Below are 24709 nucleotides of genomic sequence, written 5' to 3'. Positions count from 1 at the left end.
GTTATGTATATGCACTCTCATAGGTCAGAATCGCAGTGCATAGATGAGTACCCCAATAAGTAATATAACGGATACGGCAAATGCATTTTTGAGCCATCGCGGTGTTGTACTTTTGGAACGGCGACGAAGAGGAGAAGGGCGCGCCATCATCTCTTTCCAAACCTTAGCTGCGTGTCCGGCATCCTGAAATTGACCTCGTAATGCCTGAATAGTCCAGTTTCGAAAAGGACGGAGACGCTCGCTGCGCTCCACGAGAGCTGTGAGCTGGTTTACACTCCGCAGTTGAGGTAATCCCTCTGCAGCCAGCGCTTTGAGTGCATCAGCTTCAAGTACATGAATCAATAATAGGGCAAAAGCAAACACATCATATGTTCCATCTGCTGTTCGGCTGCCCGCATTCCAGAATCCGCGATCATACCATTCAGTGAACTGCTTGACACTCCGGCCGATAGAAGTCACTCCGCCATAGTCGATAAGTTCTACCTGCCCATAATCCGAAACCAGTACATTTTGAGGTTTGAGGTCACCAAACACCCATCCAGCCTGATGCAATTGAGCCAACTTCTGCAATAGTCTGAGTCCAACCAGGAGTGTCCAGTCCGTTCCCTGGCGCCTAATGAAGTGGTGCAGAGACTCCCCCCGAACGTAACGCATCACATAAAAGGGAATATCACGACCACGAATGGCGTAGTCATCCACATCTTTCAAATAAGAAGGAATGCCACTCTGCCGAAGGGCCTCATGATTACGCTGTAATTGAAAAGATTTGAGCACATTAATTTCCGATTGCAGATCTACAGGGTCAAATCCCATTTTAAGCGCATAATGTTTGCCATTCTCACCCCGCTGGACAAGAAAAACGATGCCATTGGCTCCTTTGCCCAGCAGCTTCCGAATCGTATAACGGCTGCGATTCCATTTCCCTATGATGACTGTTCCTGGCGGGAAAGAGGCGTCAGACAACGTTGTCACCGAGCATCCCTTCTCTTTCAATGCGATAGTTCCCTTCTATTTCCTGCTGTCCCTCCAGTGTACCATAACGGTAAAAATCAATCACCCTTTGAATCGCAGGACCTGTCGGCGTCGCTCCCTTCATTTGCAAACGTCCAAATAGCGAACGAACACGGCTCGGGTCAACTGTCCAGTCGATGTCCATGACAGCTTCTTCTCCGCTATGTCGTCCAGGAAAATGAAAGACGGAAAGATGGCTCTGACCCATACGTGCCTGCAAGCTAAGCATTAAATCCCGAATCCCTTCCTCCACAGCTGCGAGCTTCGGCTTCATACTGGCACTTACATCAATGAGAAGAACGACTTGAAGCGGTGTTGTCTCCGCCATATCCTCCATCACTTCAACCACCTGTGCACGTTTAGCCGGTTCAAGGTCAGTTACCGTTTTCGGCTCTTGCTCACCCAGAATTTGTGTTAACTCTCTATTAACCGCCTGTTGAATGGTCTGAACCACTGTTTTTCTGGTCATCATCTGCATCGTGTGGGCAAGCTGTCTGGTGCCTACGATCTGACTGATTCCACCTCCGGCTTTGGCAATATCCTCGATTTCCCGACTGCCCAACTCACCAATGGTTCCATAATCAATAACACCGACCACGTTGACCGTAATTCCCTCTTCCCGCGCTTCCGCCGCAGCCAGCACCGGGCTGGCACCTACATTGGAACAACCGTCGGTGATCAATAAGATTTGTTTCATCCGATATCCCTCCGTTTTGGGTTACTCTCCAACTCTATGACTAGCATTGCCAGAATGAAGAGACTTCAAACAGAGGAATATGCAATTAACTAACGGTGCGCGGACGCTCCATCCGGCTTATTCCGGGGACTCTCAATGTCGCCCACTCCGGGCGATAATGTTCTATTTTGCCTACAATTACAGTCATGTCATCATAGATCTCATTTTGCTGGTAACGAATAACACTTTCAAGCAGACAATCTGCTACTTCCTGAGGATCATCACTATCAATTTCCTGTATGAGCCGCTTCATCCAAAGTTCTTTATTGACGGCATACCCTGGCGCATCATAGATGCCATCAGTCATCATAATTAAAACATCCCCTGGCTGAAGCTGTACGGTTACCAGATCCACCTCAATATCTTTAATAATTCCAATCGGCAGATTGCTTGCCGAAACCTGAATAACCTCCTGCCCTCGCTTAATGAAACTTGGAGTCGATCCGATTTTCATAAATGTGGTCTCTGCCGTATATTCATCGATCAGAGCCATATCGACCGTTGCATACATTTCTTCAGGAGAACGCAACATCAGAACGGAATTCACCGATTTGATCGCCAGCTTTTCATCCATGCCCGACTGTAACAACTGCTCTAGTATATTTAGCGCAGCACTGCTCTCCATGCGTGCGCGTTCCCCATTACCCATGCCATCACTAAGCGCAACTGCAAATGTACCATTGCCCAGTTCAACCGTACTGAAACTGTCCCCGGACATCACATCTCCCCCTTTGGCGGCAGCAGCAACACCCGTTGTTATCTCAAACGTTTTGGCAGAGCCAAAGGTGACTGTCGCCAGTCCTTGGCGAGGGTCGAGCATCGTCTCGTTCAAGACGGCGATATGCTCATCCAGTACATCCGAGATCAGCGGAGCGATCATTTTCCGGCACTCGTCAAATCCGCGTGTATAGGCATGAACAATCTCAATTTCCACATTCCCCGCTTCCAGATTAATGATTTCAATAGAATGTATGGACAGACCTAACGATTCAAGCGCATCTCGAATCTGCTCCTCCTGTTGTACCATTTCCTCACTTTCCCGTTGAATTTCTTTCGCCAGGTCCTCCATTACCTGGGATACCCCTGATAATTGCTCTGCAACCAGCTGTCGACTATCTATAATCTGACGTTTCCATTGCATGTTATGTTGATGCAGACCGTACTGGGCGCGCATCACTTCAAGTACCTCCTCCGGTTTCGCACATACCCTGTTCCATTCCACCGGAATCTGCTTGCCTGACATCTCCGGGTTGGCTTCAATGGAACTCATCACATCGGTCATATATTTATAGGTTTGAATAAACTTCGAATCCCAGCATTGCGCCTTCTTAAAGCATCCTGAGCATGTGCCTTCGGCTACAGCATTCATGAAATGCTCCATCCCGCCTTCGTTCTGTACCGGCTCCCCCGCGCCGGACATCTGATCGAAGCTGCGTGACAATTGACGGAATACTTGCGAGAAGCGGGTAACCCGTTCTGCGGTGACATCCCGTATTCTCTTCGCATATTCATGCTGCGACTTCGTATGATCCTGCGTGCCAGGAACATATTTGGATATTGCCGTGAGCATACTTTTTGGCGTTAACATAAACAGAACAATGGCTGCACATGTCTCCCATAAAGAATTCATGACATCTCCGGGACCACCCAGATATATGGATAGAATGGAGGAACCAAGCAGCATGCCCAGAGCAACCGCCGCACGTTTTCCTTCCCTGAGCATACCCGCCAGCATGCCAGCAAAAGCAAGCAGACTCATCTGATATACCGCAGACATATCGGCCAGACTCAGAATGAGACCAGTAATGACCCCAACCGAGGCTCCAAGGGGGGCTCCGCCCACCAGCGCGAAAATCAGAATGAGATATCGGGAGAGCATATGCTCCACGGACAGGGATTGAATTGTCCAGCCCACCGCCCCGGTCATCACGGAAGCCAGCAAAATGATCAGACAGAGGATCTCCTCGTTCTTTAGGTTGAATTTTTTTTTGCGATACGTGAAGATCGGTATAGCCTGTATGAAAACCAGGGTAAGCACAAAGCTGAGTACGGAATCCATCGTGAGCATGAGCATGGCGTACCAGCTGAAAGACGGCCCAATGACGACGGCGAATAACTTGACCATAAAAGTAGTCGTAAACACCATCGTTGGCGCATAAGATAATTCAGCGCGGTCATAAGACTCCAGGCCTCTGAACAACAGATAGAAGATGGCGAGCTCCGAAGCAACAATCAGAGGTACCGGAAACGGAGCGAAGAGACTTCCTGCCAGCAACGCAGCCCCTACCGGAATAATGTAATCCCTGCGCATGAAGGCGATAACCGCAAAATAAGCAATCGCAAAGGGCGATAATTCATTCAGAATCATGGCCTTGCCCAGCAAAAATCCCATAAAGGTAAGAAGCAGCACCCATTTCCGTGCAGCAACGATCTGGACGGCCTTGCGGGAGCTAATCCACTGTTTGAGACGTACTGACAGCTCCTCCCGAGCTTCTGTACCTCCTTTACCAGCTTTCATTCCCGGAAATTGAATGACATTCCACTTTTCCATCATCCTCAAGGCACCCCATTCGATTAATTTAATTTTCGTGTTTCGTTCTCGATGGTTCTGATTATAGATAGAATAGAAGACGTAGTTTGTCACAATTGGTGGGTAGTGTCCAAAAACTTTACGACAAAAGAAACAGATGCGGCGCGGTGGTGCGAAACCCCCGGCCTTATTGTGGTTTCATCCATTTGCCACGATCCTTGCCGACAAGACACTTGTCTTATTTTGAACCGGACGCGCTTCGTCATCGCCACGATTTGAGCAGGATACCTGTGGAATGCCATGGAAACCTGTCGGTAAAAAATGGTAGACGACAAATGTTCTTATGTACTTTTTTTCCTGCGCAGAAAAACTGGGGATATGGAGATTCACTTTACAAAAACGGCTATGAATCCGGTTAAATGTCTATATCTGAACGGTTAAATTCCAAAATTAAAAACTAACGCAAAAAAACCGCCAGCCCCAAGGCTAACGGTTTTTCTTATATTTTAAATCAGGTTGAACCAGATTACACGCGTTTGGCTCCACGGCCACCACGTTTGCCTTCTGTGTTCTTCTTCAGCGAAGAGATCCGTTCTTCGCTATCTTTCAGGAAGCGTGACATTTTATCCTCAAATGAAGGTTTGCCTGCTGCGGGCTTGAAAGAACGGCCACCGCGGTCACGGTTAAAACCACCACCACCACCGCCGCCACGGCCTTGGCCACCACTTGGGCCTCCACCGCTGAATCGTTCGCGATCTCCTCCACTGCGTTCCGGTCTAGGAGCTCTTGGGGGTCTGGACTGTGTTTGTTGCTCAACCGGTTTGTCAACAGCTTGCTTAATGGAAAGCCCAATCTTGCCATCCTTGTCAACGTTGATGACCTTAACGGTAACGAGGTCATTAAGCTTCAGGTGGTCGTTGACATCTTTGACATAATTGTCGGCGATTTCCGAGATGTGAACGAGACCCGTGACACCTCCTGACAGATCCACAAATGCTCCAAAATGCGTGATGCCTGTCACCTTGCCCTCTAACTTGGTGCCCACTTCAATTGCCATAGAATAAAATGATCCTCCCTTAAAAATATACAACCCGATTTTTTGAATGCCAAAATCAATGCTGTGCTAATTTAATTATACCTTATGCCGCAAACCAAGGTCAACTGAGCACTACCCCTTAAGGCAGCCTATTTTTTCCGGTATAACGGCTTCAGACATGTAGATAACAATCCTTGCTCAATAATGAGCCAAATTACATCAGTTCCCTGACTCTTCAACCTGAATTGGTGTTTCCTCAGGCAGATAGTATCCTTTTTTTCGAGCCAGCTGTCCTATGTATTCGGGATCCTTCAACCGACTGACTTCGTACTTCAATTGATCCAGCTTCTTCAACGTCTCTTCCTTTGAAGATTGCTGGGCAGCCAGATGAGAACTCTTGTCCGAAATTTGCGCAGTCTGCACAAGGAACGTATATCCTGCCCAAATGATAAACACAACCATAAAGGTCATCCATAGCATGAGACGCCTTTTGGCACCTGCAGATTTTCCTTGGCCTGCTGGAGCTTTTGATTTGTTCATAGGTGTTTTACCCATTATCGGACCTCCTTAAAACCAGCGTTTCCACATCGCTGCGATACTTGAACCCGCACGGATCAGGAAGCGTGGCGTAACCCAATGTTTCAAGATTGGCCTAAACATCCAGCGGAACAACTTGCCGAAAGGTACCAAACATTGCAGCACCAGCTTACCCAGGAATAACAGTATGGCGAGTACGAAACCAATTAATACGCGCACTAGCTTGTATATTCCTTTAGCGGGCATAACGATCAGGATGTTAAGGATATGTCCACACCAATGAATCAGCGTTCTTGCGAGTTTAATTAACATTACCACAAAACGCTGGGTTGTAACACTTAAAAGCCAAAAATAGAAGCAAACCCCTATAATCAGCCCCAAAAAGACATAAAACCGCAGCTGTCCGTGATTCCCGGCATACAACATCCGGAAGACGAACAGCGCGGAAGCGACCCAATACAACAGATCTAGCGTGTGGACGCTCCATCTCGGGAACCGCAGCTGACCGGACAGTACCCGGTAACTGTCGTAGGCCATCCCCATTACGGCTCCCGACATCAGCATCCACATTAATGTGATCCATTGAGTATCCGGACTCATCGGAACATCTTGCCGAACAGGCCTTTACCGTTTTTGGACTGGGAACCGGGGTCCAGATATTCAAGAGAACTGATAGTGCCCTCGATGGATAACAAACCGTCCTCCAGGCTCAGGTTTTTGATATGTAAATTGTGCCCCCGGATGGTCAGATGCCCAAGTTCAGTTTGCAGCAAAAATTCCTCACTGTCGAAGCTCTCCACATTGGAGACACCCGTCAGATCCAGCAGTTTCCGATTCTGCATGCTCAGATGATGCTGTTTCGTCTTACTTTGCTCAACCATGGCATGTACCCCTCCTTCTTAACCCTAGCTTATGGATCAGAAGTGAAGAATAGAACCAAGGTGCGATGAAAGCAAATATGCGAATATTGAGAAACACAAAAACGCCCTTCCCTATACGGGAAAGGCGTTTCTCCTCATTGCACAATGAATGTGTACAAAAGTATATCAGGCATCCCTGTTACCAGTTCAGACCGTTGTCCTTGGCAATCGGCTCTTCCTTAACCAAGGTGTAGAGGCTGCTCGCCTCATCCTTCTTGGTACTCTCGGCTAGACGCTCCACCTTCACGGTGACCAGCTTTTGACCGAACTGAACCGTAAGTTCATCGCCCACTTTGACAGCGGCGCTTGGCTTCGCTTCACGTCCGTTCACCAGCACACGTCCCTGTTCGGAAACGTCCTTGGCTACGGTGCGGCGTTTGATCAACCGAGAGACCTTCAGGAATTTATCAAGACGCATTATTTTACGGCTTCTTTAAGTTTGTTGCCTGCTTTGAACGCAGGAACGGTGGACTCAGGAATCACGATTTCATTCCCTGTTTGTGGGTTACGTCCGGTACGACCGGAACGTTTGCGGGTCTCAAAAGTGCCAAAGCCGATCAGTTGTACTTTGTCTCCGCTGGCAAGTGCATCTGTAATTTCTCCCAAAAAGCCGTTCAATACGGACTCAACGTCTTTTTTAGTCAAACCGCTTTTGGTGGAAATGTTGTTAATCAGATCTGTTTTGTTCATTTTTAAAAGCCTCCCAAATTGAAAAAAAAGTATCTGCGAATCCGTGACAACAGATCTGCTGCTGCTGGCTCCGCGCAAGGTTTACTACACATGTATTCTGGCTTGGCATCTGAAATCCTGCATCGGTCTTCGACTTTTTTTCACTTTTTGTCGGTCCTGCCCAAGAACAGTCTAAGTCCAGTACCCGAAACACCTCTCTGTTAATCACACGCTTTCTCGTGCAACTCGCCCGATATGTTTCGACAACACGATACGCATGATGCAAAATGCTCGCCTATGTGAATGATATCGGATCAGCGCCCAAAATGCCAGAACCCTTTACAATCCAGCCTTCTTCGCAGCCTGCCAGTATTGCTCCATTTCATCAACATTGCTGTCTGACGGAGTTCTTCCCTGTTCACGTAGACGCTCCTCGATATACTGGAAACGTTGAATGAATTTCCGATTGGTGGCGGCAAGCGCCTCCTCCGGATCGGTATCAATAAATCTCGCAACATTGGCAGCTGCAAATAATAAATCACCCAGTTCCAGCTTCCGCTCTTCCGCAGACTGGTTATGCTGTACCGCTTCTTTTAGCTCTGTCAATTCTTCCTCGATCTTGGCAAAGACACCTTCCACGTCATCCCAATCGAAGCCAACTTTGGCCGCTTTTTTCTGTAATTTGTACCCTTTCATCAAGGCAGGCAAGTCACGGGGAATACCGTCCAGCACAGAAGTCTGCTGTAGATCCTGTCCCTTGCGCTTTTTCTCCTCTGCCTTCATCTGTTCCCAGTTTTGCAACGCTTCATTCGCATTCTCTGCCTGTTGTTCACCGAATACGTGCGGATGACGGAAAATTAGCTTGTCGTTCAATCCTTCAATAACATCGTACACGTTAAATGTGCCAACCTCTTCTTCCATCTGGGAGTGCAGCAAAATCTGCAACAGGAGATCACCTAGCTCTTCCTTCATGTGATCGGGATCATCTTCATCAATCGTTTCAATGACTTCATAGGTTTCCTCAATCAGGTTTTTGCGAATAGACTGGTGAGTCTGCTCCTGATCCCATGGACAGCCGCCTGGACTGCGAAGGATATTCACGATTTCATGCAGCCGTGCAAAGGAGCGCCGACGAAGCGCGTCATCCGTATTTTTGGGCACATATATCAATGAGAGATTACCGTATCCTTCAATCCGGTCCAGATCATGCAGCGGCACCTTGTGAATGATCTCCTGTCCCTGCACACCCAAGGCATGTCCGACAAATACCGGATAATCGTCAGGGTAAACGTCCATCAGGCACAGTTTTACGTCAGAAGCGGTAAACACATCATATACTTGTCCAATCAAGGTATGAAGCTGAGGCTGCACCAATTCCGTATTCAGACTGCTGGCATCGAGAAGCTGAAACCCTTCAATAGGATCGAATCCAAGACGAATAAACGCTTCATCCAGAAAGCTTTCCCCGCCCATGACACGCAGCGAAATACCCATTTGTGGGCAGCGCTCTTTCAACAGACGTACGCTCGCTTCAGCGACCATGGGATGCCCTGGCACGGCATATGCGATCTCGGTACCCGGCTCGCCCTTGCGTGCGGCCTCAATCAACCGGTCTGCAATTTCGTCATACACTTCCGGAAAAGAATCCTTCGCTTCATAGATGGCATCAAAGGATGTCATCTCCAACCCTTCCTGCTTGAGATCATTCAATACGGGATGATCCAGTGTGCGTACATACAGCGTCGCTGCATGTTTCATTTTTTTGATGATCCCTACCGTCAGCTGATCTGCATCTCCAGATCCAAGACCGACTACTGTTAAATCTGCACTCATGTTTATAAGCCTCCATCCGAACTATCCTGTCCATACTTCCATCCTTGATCAAAACCAATCACGGATGAGTCATACATAGTACTGAACAGGGCTCTATAATTACACGTATTATACCAGAATTAGACGTTATCCTATAATTGCATTTGCATGTGACACGGTGTGACCCATTCAATCGCTGTTGCTCTGCTTTAGAATGTGGGAGCCGGGGTGAATGGACGGCGTAGCGCTAAGTGTAGCAGCACAACGCGAGGGTTATCGCAGCACACGCAGTCTGCGCAGCAGCTTGGCAAGCAGTGGCCCCAGCTTGGGCACGGCCGCCAGCTCTGCGGCGGTCAGCAGCCCCGTTCGGGCCGCGGCCAGCAAGAAAACGGCTGAGCCTGCGGCTATGCCAAGCAGGCTCACGCCCATAGCGGCCAGCCTGCGGTCGGCCGCGATACCGATGCCGCCGAGCACTGCTTCGGCGGCCCAGGCCGTGCCTGCCGCCGCCAGGCTCAGGGCGGCGATCACTAGCGCCGGCTTCGCCAGGACGGCGCCCGGGGCCGGGCGCAGGGCGACAAGCCGCGCCAGCAGCGCCACATTCAGGCCAGCCGCCAACATGTAGGCGACTGCGCCTGCAAGGGCCGCGCCGCTGATGCCCAGCGCCGGCACAAGCATGACGTTCAGCAGCGCCTTGACGCCTGCGGCGGCCAGCATGCTGAACGCGGGTGCGCGCACGGCGCCTAGGCCTTGCAGCAGCGCCGCCGCGATAATGCTGACGGTGCTGCCCGCAGCCGTCAGCGCCATGTACCGCAGAGCTTCGGTGCCTGCGGCATCCCCGTACAGCATGCGGTTAATCGGCTCTGCCAGCACCGCCAAACCTGCGGATGCGGCCAGGCCGATTAACCAGAACCAACGCAGCGCAAGGCCTGCTTGCTGCCTCACGGCTCCCGGCCCGCCTTTCAGCCGGGCTTCGGCCATCGCCGGTATAAAGAGCACAGACAGCGACGTGGCAAGCATCGTCACCAATTGAACCAGCGGCAAGCCTCGGTTGTAAATCCCGAAGGACACCATGGATTGAAGCTCATCCAGCCCTTCTCGTCTTAACAACCGGGGTACTGTAAAGGTATCCACCAGATTCATCAATGGCACGGCCAGTGATCCGAGACAGACCGGAATGGCATAGATCAGTAGTGTGCGAATCCATTCACCGTTGGATCTCCGCTCCTCAGACAGAAGCGTGCTCCCCCCGCTGGGGTGCTCTTTGGTTTTCTCCATTTGCCCACCTGTCTCAGCACTTTTCATAACAGCGAGCTTTTCCCCATTTTTGCGTCGATGATGGTACACATACCCAAGCATTGTAACTAACCCGGCAAACCCACCTGCCACTGAACCAATCATTGCTCCAGCTGCAATGGTCTCCAATGAAGCGTCCCGCCCCATGAGCCACAACAAAAGAACAATCATCACCGTGACCCGAACAGTCTGCTCTACCACTTGGGAAACGGCTGTTGGCACCATTTGCTGCAACCCCTGAAAATATCCGCGCAGTCCTGTCATCACCGGTACAAACAGCAATGCCATTGAAGCTGCCCGAATAGACGGTACGACACTTCCATTACCAATCAGACTTCCAACAAGCGGTGCACCTAAATACATCAACAGGGCCAGTGCCAGCCCAATTCCACCGAGCAGCAACGAGGACAAGCGTACAACCCGTCTACCCTCCTCCGGTTGACCAAGAGCATTCTGCTCGGCTACGAATTTGGATACAGCGACAGGCAGCCCGGCAGCGGCAATGGTAATAATGAGCATGTAGAACGGGTACACCGTATTGTAGATGCCAAAAACACCGTCTCCCCCCAGATTCTGCAGCGGAATCTTCTGAAAAGCACCAATGATTTTGGATATTATGGCGGCAAGCCCAAGCACAAATGCACCCTGAAGCAATCTTGAGCCTGTAGACGACTGTTTCATATGTCCCTCCTGCGTATGTCCGTGCATTCATTCTTTCAAGGTATACCTAGTTATTATACCTGTCCAAAGGCACACAGACTAACCCTTCGAGGTATCCTGTTCTTCAGGACTCATCCACACGGTCTAGAGCTTCCGTAAAATGCAAAAACTCCTGTATGCCCTCAGGGCACCAGGAGTTGATCTGCTTTTTTTATTGCTCCATCTGTTTGCCAAGGAACCCGGCAGCCGTCTCGGACATTTTGATTTCCATCTGAGACATCTTCACCGATTCATCCTTGTTGAAAAGGATAACCGTTCCGATGGGGTCACCACCCGAAATGATTGGAGCGATAACAAAAGACGATAACGTCTCGTCGTGATCTTTGCTAAGCTCATACGAACCATTGTTGGTCTCCATAATCGTCTTCCGGTTTTCCATACAGCTCTCCACCAGTTGACCTACCTGCTTGTCCAGATACTCTTTCTTGGAACCGCCTGCGACCGTAATAATCGTATCACGGTCAGAGATCATCGTTACATGGCCTGTACTTTCATACAGCGATTCTGCATATTCTTTGGCAAAATCACCAAGTTCGCCAATCGGCGAGTATTTTTTAAGAATAACCTCTCCATCGCGGTCCACAAAAATCTCAAGTGGATCGCCTTCACGGATACGTAACGTACGGCGGATTTCTTTCGGAATGACCACTCGACCGAGGTCATCTATACGGCGGACAATACCAGTAGCTTTCATTTCACATGTTGCCCCACTTTCTCGAGAAGATTTTTCAACTACTGTTCCTTAATGGGTAGAGGAAAGTCCCAGAACGTTTAGTGTGATATCTTGACCATAGTATTCATCTGTTCCCATTTCCTTATACATACTTTGGAGAATATAGTTGTGTAAACTTCCACAGAAGGCGACCATGTACCCACTTTGCTCCATAGATACAAGGAAAAGCAAGAGGGAGGCCTTAAGTCCCCCTCTTGCTTTTCTGTATGGTTGTCCATATTTGAAGCGTTCAGTGTATCACCCAGACAAATGTATTGGCTGGAAGTACGCATTCGCTATCTTACTTACCGCTTGTATCTGTACTTTCATCTGTTTTTGTATCCTTGTCGGTTCCAGTTGTTCCTTGATCCGTTTTGGTATCCGTACCCGCATCGGTTTTCTCACCCTCAGTACCTGCATCAGTTCCTGTACCGGTTGTGCCTTCAGTCGTGCCTTCTTCAGCCTTGTCTGTTTTCGGCAGTTTTACTTCTTTTACGATTTTGTCCAGTTCGCTGGTCATGAATGTGTCGATCTCAGCAGCGGCCAATTGGCTTTTGAGTGTTTCTTTTTGCTCAGCAGTCAATTTCGCGTAGTCCGCTTCTGTACGTTTTTCTACTTTCATGATGTGATAACCATATTCAGTCTCTACAGGATCACTGATTTTGTTCAATGGCAGCGTTTTGGCCGCTTCTTTGAACGCATCTACCCAGCTAGCTACAGGTGTATCTTCATACAATCCGCCTTTTTCTGCAGAACCTGTGTCTTCAGAGTATTTCTTTGCAATTTCAGCAAAGTCTGCTCCGCCGTCCAATTTGGCTTTCACTTCTTTCGCAAGTTTCAGAGCATCTTCCTTTTTACGCTCTTTTTGCGTTTTTGGATCCGTAAAGTTAATCAGTACGTGACGAACAGACGCCGTTGTGAACTGATCTTTATTTTTCTCAAATTCAGCTTTAATCGCATCTTCAGTAACGCCAGTTTCTTTGTCCTTAATTACTGTCATAATGCGAGTCATGTAATCTTTAATGTTCTGGTCTGTCAGGTTCTGAGCTTTCAGCATCTCAGTCCATTGATCAGCTTGAACAGAAGCCTTCATTTTGTCGAATTGCTCTGTCGCTGTTTTGGCACCTTCGGTTTTCGCTGCATCACTTGCTTTTCCACTCAAATATTCATATGCAACTTCCTGTTTTACCAGGTATTCCTTGAAATCATCCATATCCATCATTTGTGCATATTCCGGATAGAGGAATTTCATGACCCGTTGCTCCATGTCGAATTCATTGGCTGTAATTGTACCGCCTTCATACGTAGCGACTACAGCACTTGTATCCTTTGTTTCCGTTGTTGCTTCTTCCTTCTTGCCACAAGCAGCAAGTAGTGATAGGGACAGTACTGCTACCATACTCACAGACAGTACTTTCCCTACTTTTTTATACTTTGCTAACATCCTTTAGTTCCCCCTTTGATTTAAAAGCACTTTTCATGGACTCCAGAAATTTCTCTACCAGCTCCATCAGTTGCTTGTCCCCAAGCCCTTTGCCCTTGACATGAATAAGCATATGGGGTCCTTGTTCAAATTGTACACGTCTTTCGAACTGATTTCCAATGTGTGCGATTTTTGAGAGCTCAAATGCATGTTCTCGGCCTTCATAGAACTTCACTGTAAGATCATCTCCGCGTTGGGAGATGGATTCAATACCGTAAATCTTGCCATAGACTTTCATTCTGGCCACCGCCAGCAGGTTGATCACGGCTTCCGGCAGATCTCCGAATCGGTCAACCAATTCGTCTTCCAGTTCCATTGCATCGTCGAAGGAGGCAATAACCGCCACTTTTTTGTAAATTTCAATCTTCTGAATACTGTCATAAATATAATCAGACGGCAAGTACGCATCGATACTGAGATCCAGCGTTGTGTTCCACTGATCGGAGGGAACCGGCTCTTCGCCGAGCATCGTAACTTTCCGTTTGTTGATTTCCTCTGCCAGCATCTGAGAATACAGATCGAATCCGACAGACGCAATAAAGCCGTGCTGTTCAGCTCCGAGCAGATTACCCGCGCCGCGGATCGACAAATCACGCATCGCGATCTTAAATCCCGAACCCAGTTCAGTGAATTCCTTGATCGATTGCAGACGTTTCTCAGCAACTTCGGTCAGCACTTTGTCCCGTTGGTACGTGAAATACGCATACGCAATCCGGTTGGAACGTCCCACCCGTCCACGCAGCTGGTACAGCTGCGAGAGACCCATTTTGTCCGCGTCATGCACGATCAGCGTATTTACGTTAGGAATATCCACCCCGGTCTCAATGATGCTTGTGCTGACGAGTACGTCATATTCACCATCCAGGAAGTCCAGAATAGTTTTCTCCAGCTCCGTTTCCGACATCTGGCCATGACCCACACCAACCTTGGCTTCAGGGACCAATTCGGAAATTTCGGCAGCCATCTCCTGAATTCCCTGCACACGGTTATACAAGTAGTAGACTTGACCGCCACGAGCCAATTCACGTTCAATCGCTTCACGAACAAGCGCCTGACTGTGTTCAACGACATACGTCTGTACCGGAAAACGGTTTTCCGGCGGTGTCTCGATAACCGACAGATCCCGAACGCCCAGCATGGACATGTGAAGGGTACGCGGAATCGGCGTCGCTGTCAGTGTCAGCACGTCCACGTTTGTTTTCAGCTTTTTCAGTTTCTCCTTGTGGGTTACACCAAAGCGCTGCTCTTCATCTACAATTAACAGGCCAAGATCCTTGAAGACTAGATCCTGTGACAATAACCGATGAGTACCAATGACAATATCGACGGTGCCTGCCTTGATGCCTTTGGCCGTCTCATTCTGTTCTTTACGTGAACGGAATCGACTAAGTACATGAATGTTGAACGGATATCCCGAGAAACGCTCACGGAACGTTTCATAATGCTGCTGAGCCAAAATGGTTGTAGGAACCAATACAGCAACCTGTTTACCCTCAATGGCAGCCTTAAATGCAGCACGGATCGCAACCTCGGTTTTGCCGTAACCGACATCCCCACACAATAAACGGTCCATCGGACGATTTTGTTCCATATCTTTCTTGATTTCTTCGATGGCACGCACCTGATCACGTGTCTCATCATAAGGGAACATGTCCTCAAACTCCTGCTGTTCCGCAGAGTCTTTGTCGAAGCCAAAACCTTTTGACGTCTGGCGTTCCGCATAAAGCTTGATTAGATCATCAGCAATATCCTGTACGGATGTGCGGACTTTATTTTTAACTCGTGTCCACTCATTACCGCCCAGCTTATATATTTTCGGCTCTTTCTCTTCCGAACCGACATATTTCTGAATCAGATCAATCTGCTCAATCGGTACAGACAGTTTGTCTCCACCTGCATAGAGAATATGCATGTAGTCTTTGTGAATCCCGCCAACCTCAAGTGTGCCAATCCCGAGATACTTACCAATCCCGTGATTCTGGTGAACGACATAATCGCCAACTTTCAGCTCACTATAGGATTTAATACGTTCAGCATTATCCACATTGCGAATCGGTTTGCGCACTTTGCGCTGCTTCTGTGAGAACATCTCACCTTCAGTAACGACAGCCAGATGAATAGAAGGCATTTCAAATCCGGTTTGCAGGTTGCCAATAAGCATCTCCGGCTCAGGGATATCATAGTCCATGAGTACCCGGCGCATCCGATCGAGTCTTTCCTCACCGTTAGCCAGCATGAGCACCTGAACTCCGGCTTTCTGCCAGCGCTCCATCTCTGCTTTGAGCACGTTCATCTGACCATGGAAGTCCTGCATTCCACGACTGATAAAGTTGAGGATATTCTGCGGCTGGGTATGAGGAACCTGACGCAAAAAGATGGACATAAACAACGTCTGGAATGGACGTTCATAGATCAGATCATCCCCATCGGCCGACAGATGCAGGTCCGGAAGGGTCTTTCCGTTTTGCATCAGATGCAGATTCCACTCCGACTCATCCCGGTCAAGCTGTTTTGACGTCTCTGCGAGCCTTGCCGGCTCATCGAGTACAAGCAGCGTATCTTCTGGCATGTAGTCGTAGATCGTCTTGTTTTCTGGATAGAGCGGTGAAATATATTTATACATTTCGGAGAAATACACATGCTCCCGCAGAAGTTCGATCTCGCGATGAATTTCTTCTCGCAGACGCAGCTTCGCCTGCCGGTCTGTCATTTTCTCCAACTGTTGGTCAAGCAAAATAACTGCTGCATCCGCAGCCTTCTCCATACGTTCGCGATCTGCAATTAACTCTTTGCACGGCAGTACCGTTACTTCGTCAATTCGTTCAATGGAGCGCTGATCTGCAGGATCAAATGTACGAATGGAATCGATCTCATCGTCAAATAATTCCACACGATACGCAATGGACGATGTGACCGGATAGAAATCAATAATTCCTCCACGGACGCTCATCTCGCCGCGTGATTCCACACGTTCAACGCGTTCATATCCGAGCTTCACCATCTCCAGCAGGAATGAATCGAGCTCCAGCGTATTCCCTTGTTTAATTGTAATCTGAGCATTAGCCATCACTTCTGGAAGTGGAACATAACGCCGTACCCCGGAAAATGGGATAACAACAACGCCCCTGAATCCCTGGGCGCAACGGACCAACACGTCAATACGCTGACCCAATGTTTCCGGACTGGAAACAGCAGCTTCAGCGGCAACAAGCTCGTTGGCAGGATAGAGCAGCACCTGATCTGGTGAAAGCGCTTCCTGTAAATCTTCTGCGATTTTTTGAGCGGAAAACATATTGTGTGTCACAACGAGCAGGGGGCGGTTCATTTCCTGATGTAAGGCAGCCAGCATAATCTGACGCGCCGAACCGGATAAGCCCGAAACCAACTGCTCCTTCATACCGGATGTAATCCCGGCCGTAATGGATCCGAAGTCCGGATCTTTGGAAAAAGCCTGTATAAGTGCTTGTAACAAAAGGGGCACCTCTCTTATAACTTACTTGAGTATCTCACGCCTGCGCGTAGGTTCACCACATTAGAAATTGGATACAAATTCCTTTTTGTCCTGTTTCATCATAAAGGATTAATCGCTTCTTTGCCACATCCGTTTGATGTAGCTGAAGGGTAATTTGGATATAGTCTGGTTTCATCCCAACTGAAAAGAAGCCTCAGCAGGCTGCCAAGGCTATAAAGGTGAAGCGGTATTCCGCAGCCACCATCATCTGTCATAAGTTCTTGCTGCGGGCGAGTTAATTATTGAAGCGGACTCGCAAGCAGACTTAGCTCAGGATTGAATTCCAGAGCTTCTTTGCAATAATCACATGTAATTCGAACGGTTATATCGCCACCGGAATTATACGCTATTATATCCCTCCGCTCGTCGGGGGTCAAGAAATGAAAGCCCAATTGCGCTTCCGTTATCCGGGCAGAATCGATTCGTCCAATAAAAGTACGGCAATGCCTGCACACATAATTCACTGACATGTTTATGCCTCCTGAACATGGTTTATACGTCCAGTATGCCCATTAAGACGGAATCGAACCCGGATCTTGATCATTTTTCCAGTGTCAACTGCAGCGGTTCACCCGTTGAACTTGGCCATCGTCTGCTCAAACGTATGATCCAGACTATACTCCAATGCATCACAGGTCTGTTCGATCGTTTGATCGAGCGCTTCCTTTTCGTTCTTCATAAACTTGGACAGTACGTAATCTACAATGGCATGTCCCGGTTCTGGTCGGGATATTCCCATCCGCACCCGGTTAAACTGCTGAGTACCGGTGTGCTGGATAATGGATTTGATTCCATTGTGACCACCTGCACTGCCCTGGTAACGCAATCTGACTTTGCCTGTTTCCGTGTCCATGTCGTCATAGACAACAATCAGGTCTTCCAGACTAACTTTATAAAAGTCCATATAAGCCCTTACCGACTCACCGGACAGGTTCATAAACGTCATTGGTTTAATCAGCACCGTTTTGACGCCACCAATTACGCCTTCTCCAATGAGCGCCTTGCATTTGCTCTGCGTTATGGAGATATTATGGCGCTCTGCGAGTCGATCAAGTGCCATAAAGCCGATGTTATGACGAGTTTTGGCATAGTTCGGGCCTGGATTTCCGAGGCCGACAATCCACTTCATCTTGTTCCCTCCTTCGGATCAGCCTAAGGTGAAGCATAGACTTCGAATGTTATATTTCATATAATATCAACAAAGTGAGATTCGAATTGTTATATAATTTGAACTAAAGAGTATTTACACTGGCACTCCGATGACAGAACAACTTTCCGATCGCTGTTATCCCCGGATTTTTTTGATTTCTTTATGAAAAGGTGAAAATCCGGGGATAGCTTATGCTTTCGATGTAGCTTTCTTGCAGAAAGCTTTCAGGCGAACGCTTCGCTTCTTCAAGTTATTTCTGTCCTCTCCGTTATCGTGTAAATGTTTAGTTGATCTTATATAGTGTTTACATTTATTATTTCATCAACCCAGGAAGGTGAGCGGGTTTTGCGCGAAGACAACGGACAACTGACTCAACATAGCGATTTTATCTATCATCTGGAATATCACGTACCTGTACAGGTATATGACCGCGACACCCATATTGAGATCGGACTAATCACTCGTTTCGATAATCAATTTGTCGAAATTGCCGACACTCTTTTTCATCGGCGCCGGTTCCGTTTTATCTCCCGCCCCGGATACTAGAAATTCGGCAGGCACTTTTCACTTCCAATATAACGGCACGCCGACAGGGGTTACATTTTCCATTGATCCGGAAAACGTAACCCCTCTACTACTTTATGCAGACATCCTTATTCAATTTCAAACAGCTTGCTGATTGACAATTCCTCATGAACCCGGATAATGGCTTCTCCGAGCAAAGGTGCTACAGACAACACTTTAAGTTTGCTTGTCGGGTTAACATGCGTAATCGGAATGGTATCCGTTACGATAACTTCCTTCAGCGGTGCATTCTCCAAGCGTTCCATCGCAGGTCCGGACAATACTGGGTGAGTACAGCAAGCGTATACTTCCTTCACGCCGCCTTCCATCAGAGCATTCGCTCCCAATACAATCGTTCCTGCTGTATCAATGATGTCATCGATCAGAATTGCTGTTTTACCTTCGATGTTACCGATAATGTTCATCACTTCGCTGACGTTCGGCTCTGGACGACGTTTGTCGATAATTGCGAGAGGTGCATTCAGGAAGTCAGCCAGTTTCCGAGCGCGTACTACGCCGCCGTGGTCAGGCGATACAACAACCGGATTTTCGATCTGTTTCGAGCGGAAATATTGAGCCAAAATCGGCACGCCGAGCAAATGATCGACCGGAATATCGAAGAATCCCTGAATCTGCATGGCATGCAAGTCCATCGCGATTACACGGGTTGCACCCGCCTTTTCGATCAGATTGGCAACCAGTTTGGCTGTAATCGGGTCACGCGAACGGGCCTTACGGTCCTGTCTAGCATAGCCATAGTACGGAATAACGACGTTAATCGTCTTGGCAGATGCCCGTTTAAGTGCATCAATCATAACGAGCATTTCCATCAGGTTGTCATTAACCGGCAAGCAAGTAGACTGCACGATATAAACGTGACAGCCCCGAACACTCTCAGAGAGTTTCACTTGGATCTCACCATCACTGAAGCTGGTTGTGTGAGATTCACCCATAGGAATTCCGATATAATCAGCAATTTGATGGGCAAGCTTGGGGTTAGAATTGCAAGTAAATATTTTTAATTTCGAATCAAAATAAGTCATAAAATAAAAACCCTCCGTGCTGGTTCATTGGAATCTATAAGCGTCTGCGACATGTCGGCACCCCCCGATGTTCAGGAGGCAATTCTTAATATCAATACCCCTTATTCGGGTTTGGCATTTTGTTTCTTGGCTTTGGCACGACCACGAATTTTCTCCGCATATCCAGGTTTGTTCTCCTGGCGTGGGCGGGCAATCGCAAGATCGTTTTCGGGAACAGAATGGGTAACGGTAGAGCCCGCAACAACATATGCGCCTTTTCCTACCGTGACAGGTGCAATCAGATTGACATTACTGCCTACGAACGCATCATCTTCAATCGTCGTTACAGCTTTATTATATCCATCATAATTCACTGTTATTGCCCCGCATCCAACATTTACGTTTTTCCCTACTTTAGCATCCCCAATATAACTGAGATGAGATACTTTGGAGCCTTCATCAATTGTAGCATTTTTCACTTCAACAAAGTCACCAATTTTTACGTTGCGGCCCAGTTTGGTGCCTGGACGCAAATAAGCAAATGGACCTACAGTTGCTTCTGATCCAACCTCGGCTTGTGACAGTACAGAATGCTTGATTGTAACTCCATCCTGAATGATGCTATCTTCCACATCTGCCTGAGGACCAATATGGCATGCTTCGCCGATGGTAGTTGTACCTTTGAGTATGGTACCCGGATACAATACTGTATCTGATCCAATGGTAACATCCGCCCCGATATATGTCGATGCCGGATCGATGATCGTAACACCGTTCAACATATGTTTCACCGCCAAACGTTCACGCATGAACGCTTCTGCTTGTGAAAGGGCAAGTCGATCATTAACTCCGATGGATTCCGCGATGTCATCTGACATGTAAGCTTCCACCACTTCTCCATCATTACGGAAAATGCCAACCACATCAGTGAGATAATACTCTCCCTGAGCATTCTGGTTCGTCACTTTCTCCAACGCAGCGAATAATTTGGCATTATCGAAGCAGTACGTACCTGTGTTGATTTCGTTCACAGCATCTTCCTGCTCCGTGCAATCCTTCTGTTCAACAATGCGCTGTACAGAACCATCTTCTCCGCGAATAACGCGGCCGTACCCTTTGGGATTGTCCAGTTTAGCTGTGAGAACCGTTGCTGCTGCTCCGCGGCTCTCATGGAGCTTCATCAGTCCTTCCAGCGTCTCGCTGGTCACAAGTGGTGTATCTCCACAGACAACAATGGTTGATCCTGCTTCACTGCCGAGCAGAGATTTAACCTGCTTCACCGCATGTCCTGTTCCCAACTGTTCAGCCTGAAGCACGTACTCTGCTCTGGAACCCAAAAATGACTGCACCGCTTCGGCACCATGACCGACCACAACGACGCTACGTTCAACGCCTGCGCGAAGAGCTGCATCCAGCACGTGACCCACCATCGGTTTACCGCATACGGGATGCAGTACCTTGTACAATTTCGATTTCATCCGTTTGCCTTGCCCTGCCGCAAGAACGATTGCCATTCTTTTCAAAATTTACGACCTCCTGTTCTGAAAAACCCATCGTTTGACCTTACCTGTATATATCCGATGAGTAACGTTCAGCCGGCCCTGCGCCGGTCTTGTTCATCGCCTGCTGTCTCTGTAATCACGCGTAACAACGCGGACACCAACAAATCGTGACCTATATGTATACGCCGTGTACCTGTGAGCTTAACCGATTCCCATGATTCCTAAGATGCCGCCCTGTTACCAAGCGCACGCTGCGCTTTTTGTTCTTTCAACATTTTGCAACATTCAAGCTGCGAAAATGCTCTTCTGTGAATAAACTCAATACTGAATATATCTTATTCCGGTCAAAAAGAAAAGAGAGCCATAAGACATGGCTCTCTTTTCCTTCGAACCCCAATAATGTTCTCAGGCACCTTCTTCAATGACTTCTTCCTCAGTTGCTGCGCGATCATACTCAGTCAAAACAGCTGCTTGAATCTTCTCGCGAGTACCGGAAGAGATCGGGTGGGCGATATCACGGAATTCTCCGTCAGGAGTCCGCTTGCTCGGCATAGCAACAAACATTCCGTTATTGCCATCGATGACGCGAATGTCATGAACGACGAATTCGTTATCGATGGTAATGGATGCGATAGCCTTCATTCTCCCCTCAGAGTTAACACGGCGGAGTCTGACATCCGTAATTTGCATGTGTGTGTTCACCACCTTTTTCCATCAGAACTTGGTGTATAATTCCACACAGCCTATACGAACTCCTTCTTTTTATAACCACAAAAATGTCCTAATTTCAGGAATTTTTTTATTTAATACACAATTCGACATTGTTAGTGCCAGCTCGATGGAAAAGAACTTTTCCCGACATGCAATTCGTCATGATTCTACAGGTCAAAATAGTTGCCAGGCTTAACGGAAATGTGTCTGCTCTTCGCATCAACTGCCGTCAGCTTCGCCAGAGATATGTAGTCCGTCAGCAGTCGTTCTTCTGAATCAACCGATCCAGATTCTACTAATACGCCTACTCCGGCTACCGTGGCATTAAACTCGGCCAATAGGTCGATCATCCCTTGGACGGTTCCCCCAGCCTTCATAAAATCATCTACAATGAGCACTCTGGAGTGCTCACGCATGGCCCTGCGAGATAGGGACATGGTATGTAGGCTTTTATGGGACCCGGATACATAATTGATACTTACGGCCGATCCTTCCGTAGCCTGATGGTCCCTGCGCACGAGCACTACAGGCAGATTGAGTTGGGCTCCGGTAGCATAAGCAAGCGGAATCCCTTTAGTCTCGACCGTCATCACCACATCAATATCCATATTGCCAAAGGCCGTTGCAAAAATCTTGCCGGCTTCATTCATCAATGCGGGCTGTCCAAGCAGGTCGGACATGTACAGATATTCACCAGGGAGTATCCGATCCGGCTGCGCAAGCTGGGTAGAAAGTCGTTCTGCAAAAGCCAGTGCCAGTTCTCTGGACACCTTCGGAATCCACTTTACTCCCCCGGCTGCTCCAGCCAGTGTATGCAGTTCTCCCGAACCACCTTCTTCGAACACTTCCTTGATAATCGCCAAATCTTCACTGATCGACGACTTCGCAGCTCCATAGCGTTCGGCAAATGTGGTCAACGGAATAACCGTATGCGGTCTAGACAATAAGTACTGCGTCATTTCAACCAGCCTTGCGCTTCGTTTTAATTTCTTCACAGAGATCCATCCTCACGATCACGGAAAACATCCAAATCCGAATAATTATTTAAAAATATACCACCTTTATACGTGTTTGTACATTATAAAAGCGAATATTAGGTTAGCATACGTACAGCATAAACTTCTTTACAGAAGCCTCGCAGTCCATTGTAGACTCGGGCAACCTTGGACTCTTTGGAAACTAATCCAAACACGGTTGGACCACTGCCTGACATTAATACTCCGTCTGCTCCAAGCCGAATCATGGCATCTTTCAGATGCTGAACTTCCGGATACAGCTTCAACGTTACGTCCTCAAGCACATTCCCCATCTGCCCGCACACTTCGGCAAAGGATTGGTTACGGATGGCCTGCTCCATTTTGGCAGCACTCGGATGACGAACAATCTTGTCGCTGCGGAAACGCCCGTAGACGTCGGCTGTGGACACATTAATCGGCGGCTTGGCCAAGATCACCCAACATTGTGGGGGATTCGGCATCGGTGTCAGCTTCTCCCCACGGCCTGTAGCAAGTGCTGTTCCACCTGTAATGCAGAAAGGCACATCAGACCCCAGTTCAGCTCCGAGCACCTGAAGCTCTTGATCCGGGATGTTGAGACGCCATAGGCGATTCAATCCACGCAGCGTTGCTGCTGCATCACTGCTGCCGCCAGCAAGTCCGGCGGCCACCGGTATTTTTTTGTCCAGATGAATATGGACTCCAGTTTTCACATCATAACGCTCTTTGATGAGCCTGGCTGCCTGAAAAGCCAGGTTCTTCTCATCCAGGGGGATATATCCCGCCTGACTGGAGATAAAGATCGTGTCACGAGGAAGCTCAGACATTTCCAGTCGATCGGCAAGATCCACCATCGTCATGATCATCTCAACTTCGTGAAATCCATCTCTTCTTTTATGTAAAACGTCTAGCATCAAATTGATTTTAGCAGGCGCTTTTTCGTAAATTTTCAAGGCGTTCACCCGTCCTCACCTTTTCCCTAAGACAACTTAACATATTATATCAAAATGGGGCTGTCAAGTCATTTCTATTCCGCATCCATGGGGAAAAAGCGAGGTCATTCCTGCCGGATTGCCCCGCTCTCCAAACCGTTGAACCGGATTACGATTTGCGTGCCGCTTCTTCCGCAAGTTGAATGGCACGTTTCACCATATTGCCCGCATCCTTCGCTTTGATTCCGCCCCAACCTTCCTGCTGGACGGTATCATAGAACCCTAGGTCTTTTGCCAGTTCATTCTTGAGTTCATCCGACATTACACTTCTTCTTCTCCGGCTCATGGGTCATCCTCCTCGAAATAGTTCATTCATGATAAGTCCATTCGTATCCGGGACTATTTGCCCCCAGGCCAAGAAAAATGCCTTGAACCTGTCCAAATAGTATGCCGCTTCTTCCCCAGACTCATTCCTGATCAACTATGGCTCTCCGAGGATGAGCAGATTTTTAAAATAAAAAAAGCGACCTGCCCAAGGGGGCAGAATCGCCGTAAATCGATACTTACGTCTCCATGTAGGAGCTATGCGTCTGGCTGCCTGGATCAAATACCATGACTTCCACCGATTCCGTAAGTATATCAGCATAACTGTAGGATACTCGCTTGAAAGTTTCTTGCTCCTCATCAAGCTTGACAATAAAAACAGAAGGGTACGTTTCTTCCAATACACCCGTACGCTCAATGGTCTTACGGCGGCCACCATTAGCCCGCAGCATAATTTTCTGACCGATATGTGCATCGAGATTGCGTTTGATATCCAATAGCGTATTTTTAGCCATTGTCGACGACCACCTCTTTTCTTG

General features: G+C 48.1%; 24 protein-coding genes. 1 reads left to right on the top strand and 23 read right to left on the bottom strand.

The window, feature by feature from the left end; genetic code table 11:
* Positions 1–24: 24 nt before the first annotated feature.
* The 16 genes from DC345_RS26315 to pth form a co-directional block, all read right to left on the bottom strand.
* Positions 25–972: a serine/threonine protein kinase gene (locus tag DC345_RS26315; protein ID WP_113055724.1), complete on the bottom strand. Its 948-nt coding sequence runs from the start codon at positions 970–972 to the stop codon at positions 25–27.
* Positions 956–1708, bottom strand: a complete 753-nt coding sequence (locus DC345_RS26310; protein ID WP_113055723.1) for a vWA domain-containing protein — start codon at positions 1706–1708, stop codon at positions 956–958. Before DC345_RS26310 ends, DC345_RS26315 begins: the two co-directional genes overlap by 17 nt.
* Before the next feature lie 85 nt (positions 1709–1793).
* Positions 1794–4301, bottom strand: a complete 2508-nt coding sequence (spoIIE, locus tag DC345_RS26305) for a stage II sporulation protein E (protein ID WP_181586739.1) — start codon at positions 4299–4301, stop codon at positions 1794–1796.
* 502 nt (positions 4302–4803) lie between these two features.
* On the bottom strand, positions 4804–5334 hold the full coding sequence (locus DC345_RS26300) for a S1 domain-containing RNA-binding protein (RefSeq protein WP_053778917.1): 531 nt from the start codon (positions 5332–5334) through the stop codon (positions 4804–4806).
* A 198-nt stretch (positions 5335–5532) separates the two neighbouring features.
* Positions 5533–5868: an FtsB family cell division protein gene (locus tag DC345_RS26295; RefSeq protein ID WP_063567554.1), complete on the bottom strand. Its 336-nt coding sequence runs from the start codon at positions 5866–5868 to the stop codon at positions 5533–5535.
* 12 nt (positions 5869–5880) lie between these two features.
* Complete coding sequence (gene yabQ / locus DC345_RS26290; protein ID WP_113055722.1) at positions 5881–6450, bottom strand: spore cortex biosynthesis protein YabQ; 570 nt, start codon at positions 6448–6450, stop codon at positions 5881–5883.
* Complete coding sequence (yabP, locus tag DC345_RS26285) at positions 6447–6731, bottom strand: sporulation protein YabP (RefSeq protein ID WP_113055721.1); 285 nt, start codon at positions 6729–6731, stop codon at positions 6447–6449. The genes yabQ and yabP overlap by 4 nt, the downstream gene beginning before the upstream one ends.
* A 178-nt stretch (positions 6732–6909) precedes the next feature.
* Positions 6910–7188: an RNA-binding S4 domain-containing protein gene (locus DC345_RS26280; RefSeq protein WP_024633720.1), complete on the bottom strand. Its 279-nt coding sequence runs from the start codon at positions 7186–7188 to the stop codon at positions 6910–6912.
* On the bottom strand, positions 7188–7460 hold the full coding sequence (locus DC345_RS26275) for an HU family DNA-binding protein (protein ID WP_017691362.1): 273 nt from the start codon (positions 7458–7460) through the stop codon (positions 7188–7190). The genes DC345_RS26280 and DC345_RS26275 overlap by 1 nt, the downstream gene beginning before the upstream one ends.
* 318 nt (positions 7461–7778) lie before the next feature.
* Positions 7779–9272, bottom strand: coding sequence for a bifunctional methyltransferase/pyrophosphohydrolase YabN (gene yabN, locus DC345_RS26270; RefSeq protein WP_113055720.1), 1494 nt, complete (start codon positions 9270–9272; stop codon positions 7779–7781).
* Positions 9273–9524: 252 nt separating this feature from the next.
* On the bottom strand, positions 9525–11225 hold the full coding sequence (locus DC345_RS26265; protein ID WP_113055719.1) for a putative polysaccharide biosynthesis protein: 1701 nt from the start codon (positions 11223–11225) through the stop codon (positions 9525–9527).
* A 190-nt stretch (positions 11226–11415) separates the two neighbouring features.
* A complete protein-coding gene (gene spoVT / locus DC345_RS26260; protein WP_113055718.1) occupies positions 11416–11958 on the bottom strand; it encodes a stage V sporulation protein T in 543 nt (180 codons plus the stop codon).
* Between the two features lie 319 nt (positions 11959–12277).
* Positions 12278–13420 carry a peptidylprolyl isomerase gene (locus DC345_RS26255; RefSeq protein WP_113055717.1) on the bottom strand — a complete coding sequence of 381 codons (1143 nt, stop codon included), beginning with the start codon at positions 13418–13420 and terminating at the stop codon, positions 12278–12280.
* The gene (gene mfd / locus DC345_RS26250; RefSeq protein WP_076292118.1) at positions 13404–16931 is read right to left on the bottom strand and encodes a transcription-repair coupling factor; all 3528 of its coding nucleotides are present in this window, start codon (positions 16929–16931) and stop codon (positions 13404–13406) included. Before mfd ends, DC345_RS26255 begins: the two co-directional genes overlap by 17 nt.
* Before the next feature lie 278 nt (positions 16932–17209).
* Positions 17210–17440 carry an anti-sigma-F factor Fin gene (locus DC345_RS26245; RefSeq protein WP_024633714.1) on the bottom strand — a complete coding sequence of 77 codons (231 nt, stop codon included), beginning with the start codon at positions 17438–17440 and terminating at the stop codon, positions 17210–17212.
* A gap of 98 nt (positions 17441–17538) precedes the next feature.
* Positions 17539–18099, bottom strand: coding sequence for an aminoacyl-tRNA hydrolase (gene pth / locus DC345_RS26240; RefSeq protein ID WP_063567548.1), 561 nt, complete (start codon positions 18097–18099; stop codon positions 17539–17541).
* Positions 18100–18465: 366 nt separating this feature from the next.
* Between pth and DC345_RS26235 the strand changes: the two genes are divergently transcribed.
* A complete protein-coding gene (locus DC345_RS26235) occupies positions 18466–18666 on the top strand; it encodes a hypothetical protein (RefSeq protein WP_024633712.1) in 201 nt (66 codons plus the stop codon).
* 107 nt (positions 18667–18773) lie between these two features.
* On the opposite strand, the gene DC345_RS26230 is transcribed toward DC345_RS26235, so the two are convergent.
* The 7 genes from DC345_RS26230 to veg form a co-directional block, all read right to left on the bottom strand.
* Complete coding sequence (locus DC345_RS26230; RefSeq protein WP_113055716.1) at positions 18774–19727, bottom strand: ribose-phosphate diphosphokinase; 954 nt, start codon at positions 19725–19727, stop codon at positions 18774–18776.
* 101 nt (positions 19728–19828) lie between these two features.
* Entirely contained in the window at positions 19829–21220 is a 1392-nt protein-coding gene (gene glmU / locus DC345_RS26225; RefSeq protein ID WP_397333759.1) for a bifunctional UDP-N-acetylglucosamine diphosphorylase/glucosamine-1-phosphate N-acetyltransferase GlmU, read from the bottom strand.
* 393 nt (positions 21221–21613) lie between these two features.
* On the bottom strand, positions 21614–21898 hold the full coding sequence (gene spoVG, locus DC345_RS26220) for a septation regulator SpoVG (RefSeq protein ID WP_017691372.1): 285 nt from the start codon (positions 21896–21898) through the stop codon (positions 21614–21616).
* Positions 21899–22086: 188 nt separating this feature from the next.
* Positions 22087–22914, bottom strand: coding sequence for a pur operon repressor (gene purR / locus DC345_RS26215; protein WP_053778929.1), 828 nt, complete (start codon positions 22912–22914; stop codon positions 22087–22089).
* A 98-nt stretch (positions 22915–23012) separates the two neighbouring features.
* Positions 23013–23867: a 4-(cytidine 5'-diphospho)-2-C-methyl-D-erythritol kinase gene (gene ispE, locus DC345_RS26210; protein WP_113055743.1), complete on the bottom strand. Its 855-nt coding sequence runs from the start codon at positions 23865–23867 to the stop codon at positions 23013–23015.
* 148 nt (positions 23868–24015) lie between these two features.
* Positions 24016–24192, bottom strand: a complete 177-nt coding sequence (locus tag DC345_RS26205) for a small, acid-soluble spore protein, alpha/beta type (protein ID WP_053778930.1) — start codon at positions 24190–24192, stop codon at positions 24016–24018.
* A gap of 217 nt (positions 24193–24409) precedes the next feature.
* Entirely contained in the window at positions 24410–24685 is a 276-nt protein-coding gene (gene veg, locus DC345_RS26200; protein ID WP_053778931.1) for a biofilm formation stimulator Veg, read from the bottom strand.
* Positions 24686–24709 lie beyond the last annotated feature (24 nt).

Source organism: Paenibacillus taichungensis (genome assembly GCF_003287275.1).
Classification (GTDB): Bacteria; Bacillota; Bacilli; order Paenibacillales; family Paenibacillaceae; genus Paenibacillus; species Paenibacillus taichungensis_A.
This window is presented reverse-complemented; position numbering and strand designations above follow the sequence as displayed.

Coding starts and splice junctions, on each gene's coding strand:
- spoIIE (WP_181586739.1), bottom strand. CDS start 4,301: ATGATGGAAAAGTGGAATGTCATTCAATTTCCGGGAATGAAAGCTGGT.
- glmU (WP_397333759.1), bottom strand. CDS start 21,220: ATGGCAATCGTTCTTGCGGCAGGGCAAGGCAAACGGATGAAATCGAAA.
- DC345_RS26275 (WP_017691362.1), bottom strand. CDS start 7,460: ATGAACAAAACAGATCTGATTAACAACATTTCCACCAAAAGCGGTTTG.
- DC345_RS26245 (WP_024633714.1), bottom strand. CDS start 17,440: ATGTCAGTGAATTATGTGTGCAGGCATTGCCGTACTTTTATTGGACGA.
- DC345_RS26265 (WP_113055719.1), bottom strand. CDS start 11,225: ATGAAACAGTCGTCTACAGGCTCAAGATTGCTTCAGGGTGCATTTGTG.
- veg (WP_053778931.1), bottom strand. CDS start 24,685: ATGGCTAAAAATACGCTATTGGATATCAAACGCAATCTCGATGCACAT.
- yabQ (WP_113055722.1), bottom strand. CDS start 6,450: ATGAGTCCGGATACTCAATGGATCACATTAATGTGGATGCTGATGTCG.
- spoVG (WP_017691372.1), bottom strand. CDS start 21,898: ATGCAAATTACGGATGTCAGACTCCGCCGTGTTAACTCTGAGGGGAGA.
- DC345_RS26230 (WP_113055716.1), bottom strand. CDS start 19,727: ATGACTTATTTTGATTCGAAATTAAAAATATTTACTTGCAATTCTAAC.
- yabN (WP_113055720.1), bottom strand. CDS start 9,272: ATGAGTGCAGATTTAACAGTAGTCGGTCTTGGATCTGGAGATGCAGAT.
- DC345_RS26255 (WP_113055717.1), bottom strand. CDS start 13,420: ATGTTAGCAAAGTATAAAAAAGTAGGGAAAGTACTGTCTGTGAGTATG.
- DC345_RS26280 (WP_024633720.1), bottom strand. CDS start 7,188: ATGCGTCTTGATAAATTCCTGAAGGTCTCTCGGTTGATCAAACGCCGC.
- pth (WP_063567548.1), bottom strand. CDS start 18,099: ATGAAGTGGATTGTCGGCCTCGGAAATCCAGGCCCGAACTATGCCAAA.
- DC345_RS26295 (WP_063567554.1), bottom strand. CDS start 5,868: ATGGGTAAAACACCTATGAACAAATCAAAAGCTCCAGCAGGCCAAGGA.
- DC345_RS26205 (WP_053778930.1), bottom strand. CDS start 24,192: ATGAGCCGGAGAAGAAGAAGTGTAATGTCGGATGAACTCAAGAATGAA.
- spoVT (WP_113055718.1), bottom strand. CDS start 11,958: ATGAAAGCTACTGGTATTGTCCGCCGTATAGATGACCTCGGTCGAGTG.
- DC345_RS26300 (WP_053778917.1), bottom strand. CDS start 5,334: ATGGCAATTGAAGTGGGCACCAAGTTAGAGGGCAAGGTGACAGGCATC.
- DC345_RS26310 (WP_113055723.1), bottom strand. CDS start 1,708: ATGAAACAAATCTTATTGATCACCGACGGTTGTTCCAATGTAGGTGCC.
- yabP (WP_113055721.1), bottom strand. CDS start 6,731: ATGGTTGAGCAAAGTAAGACGAAACAGCATCATCTGAGCATGCAGAAT.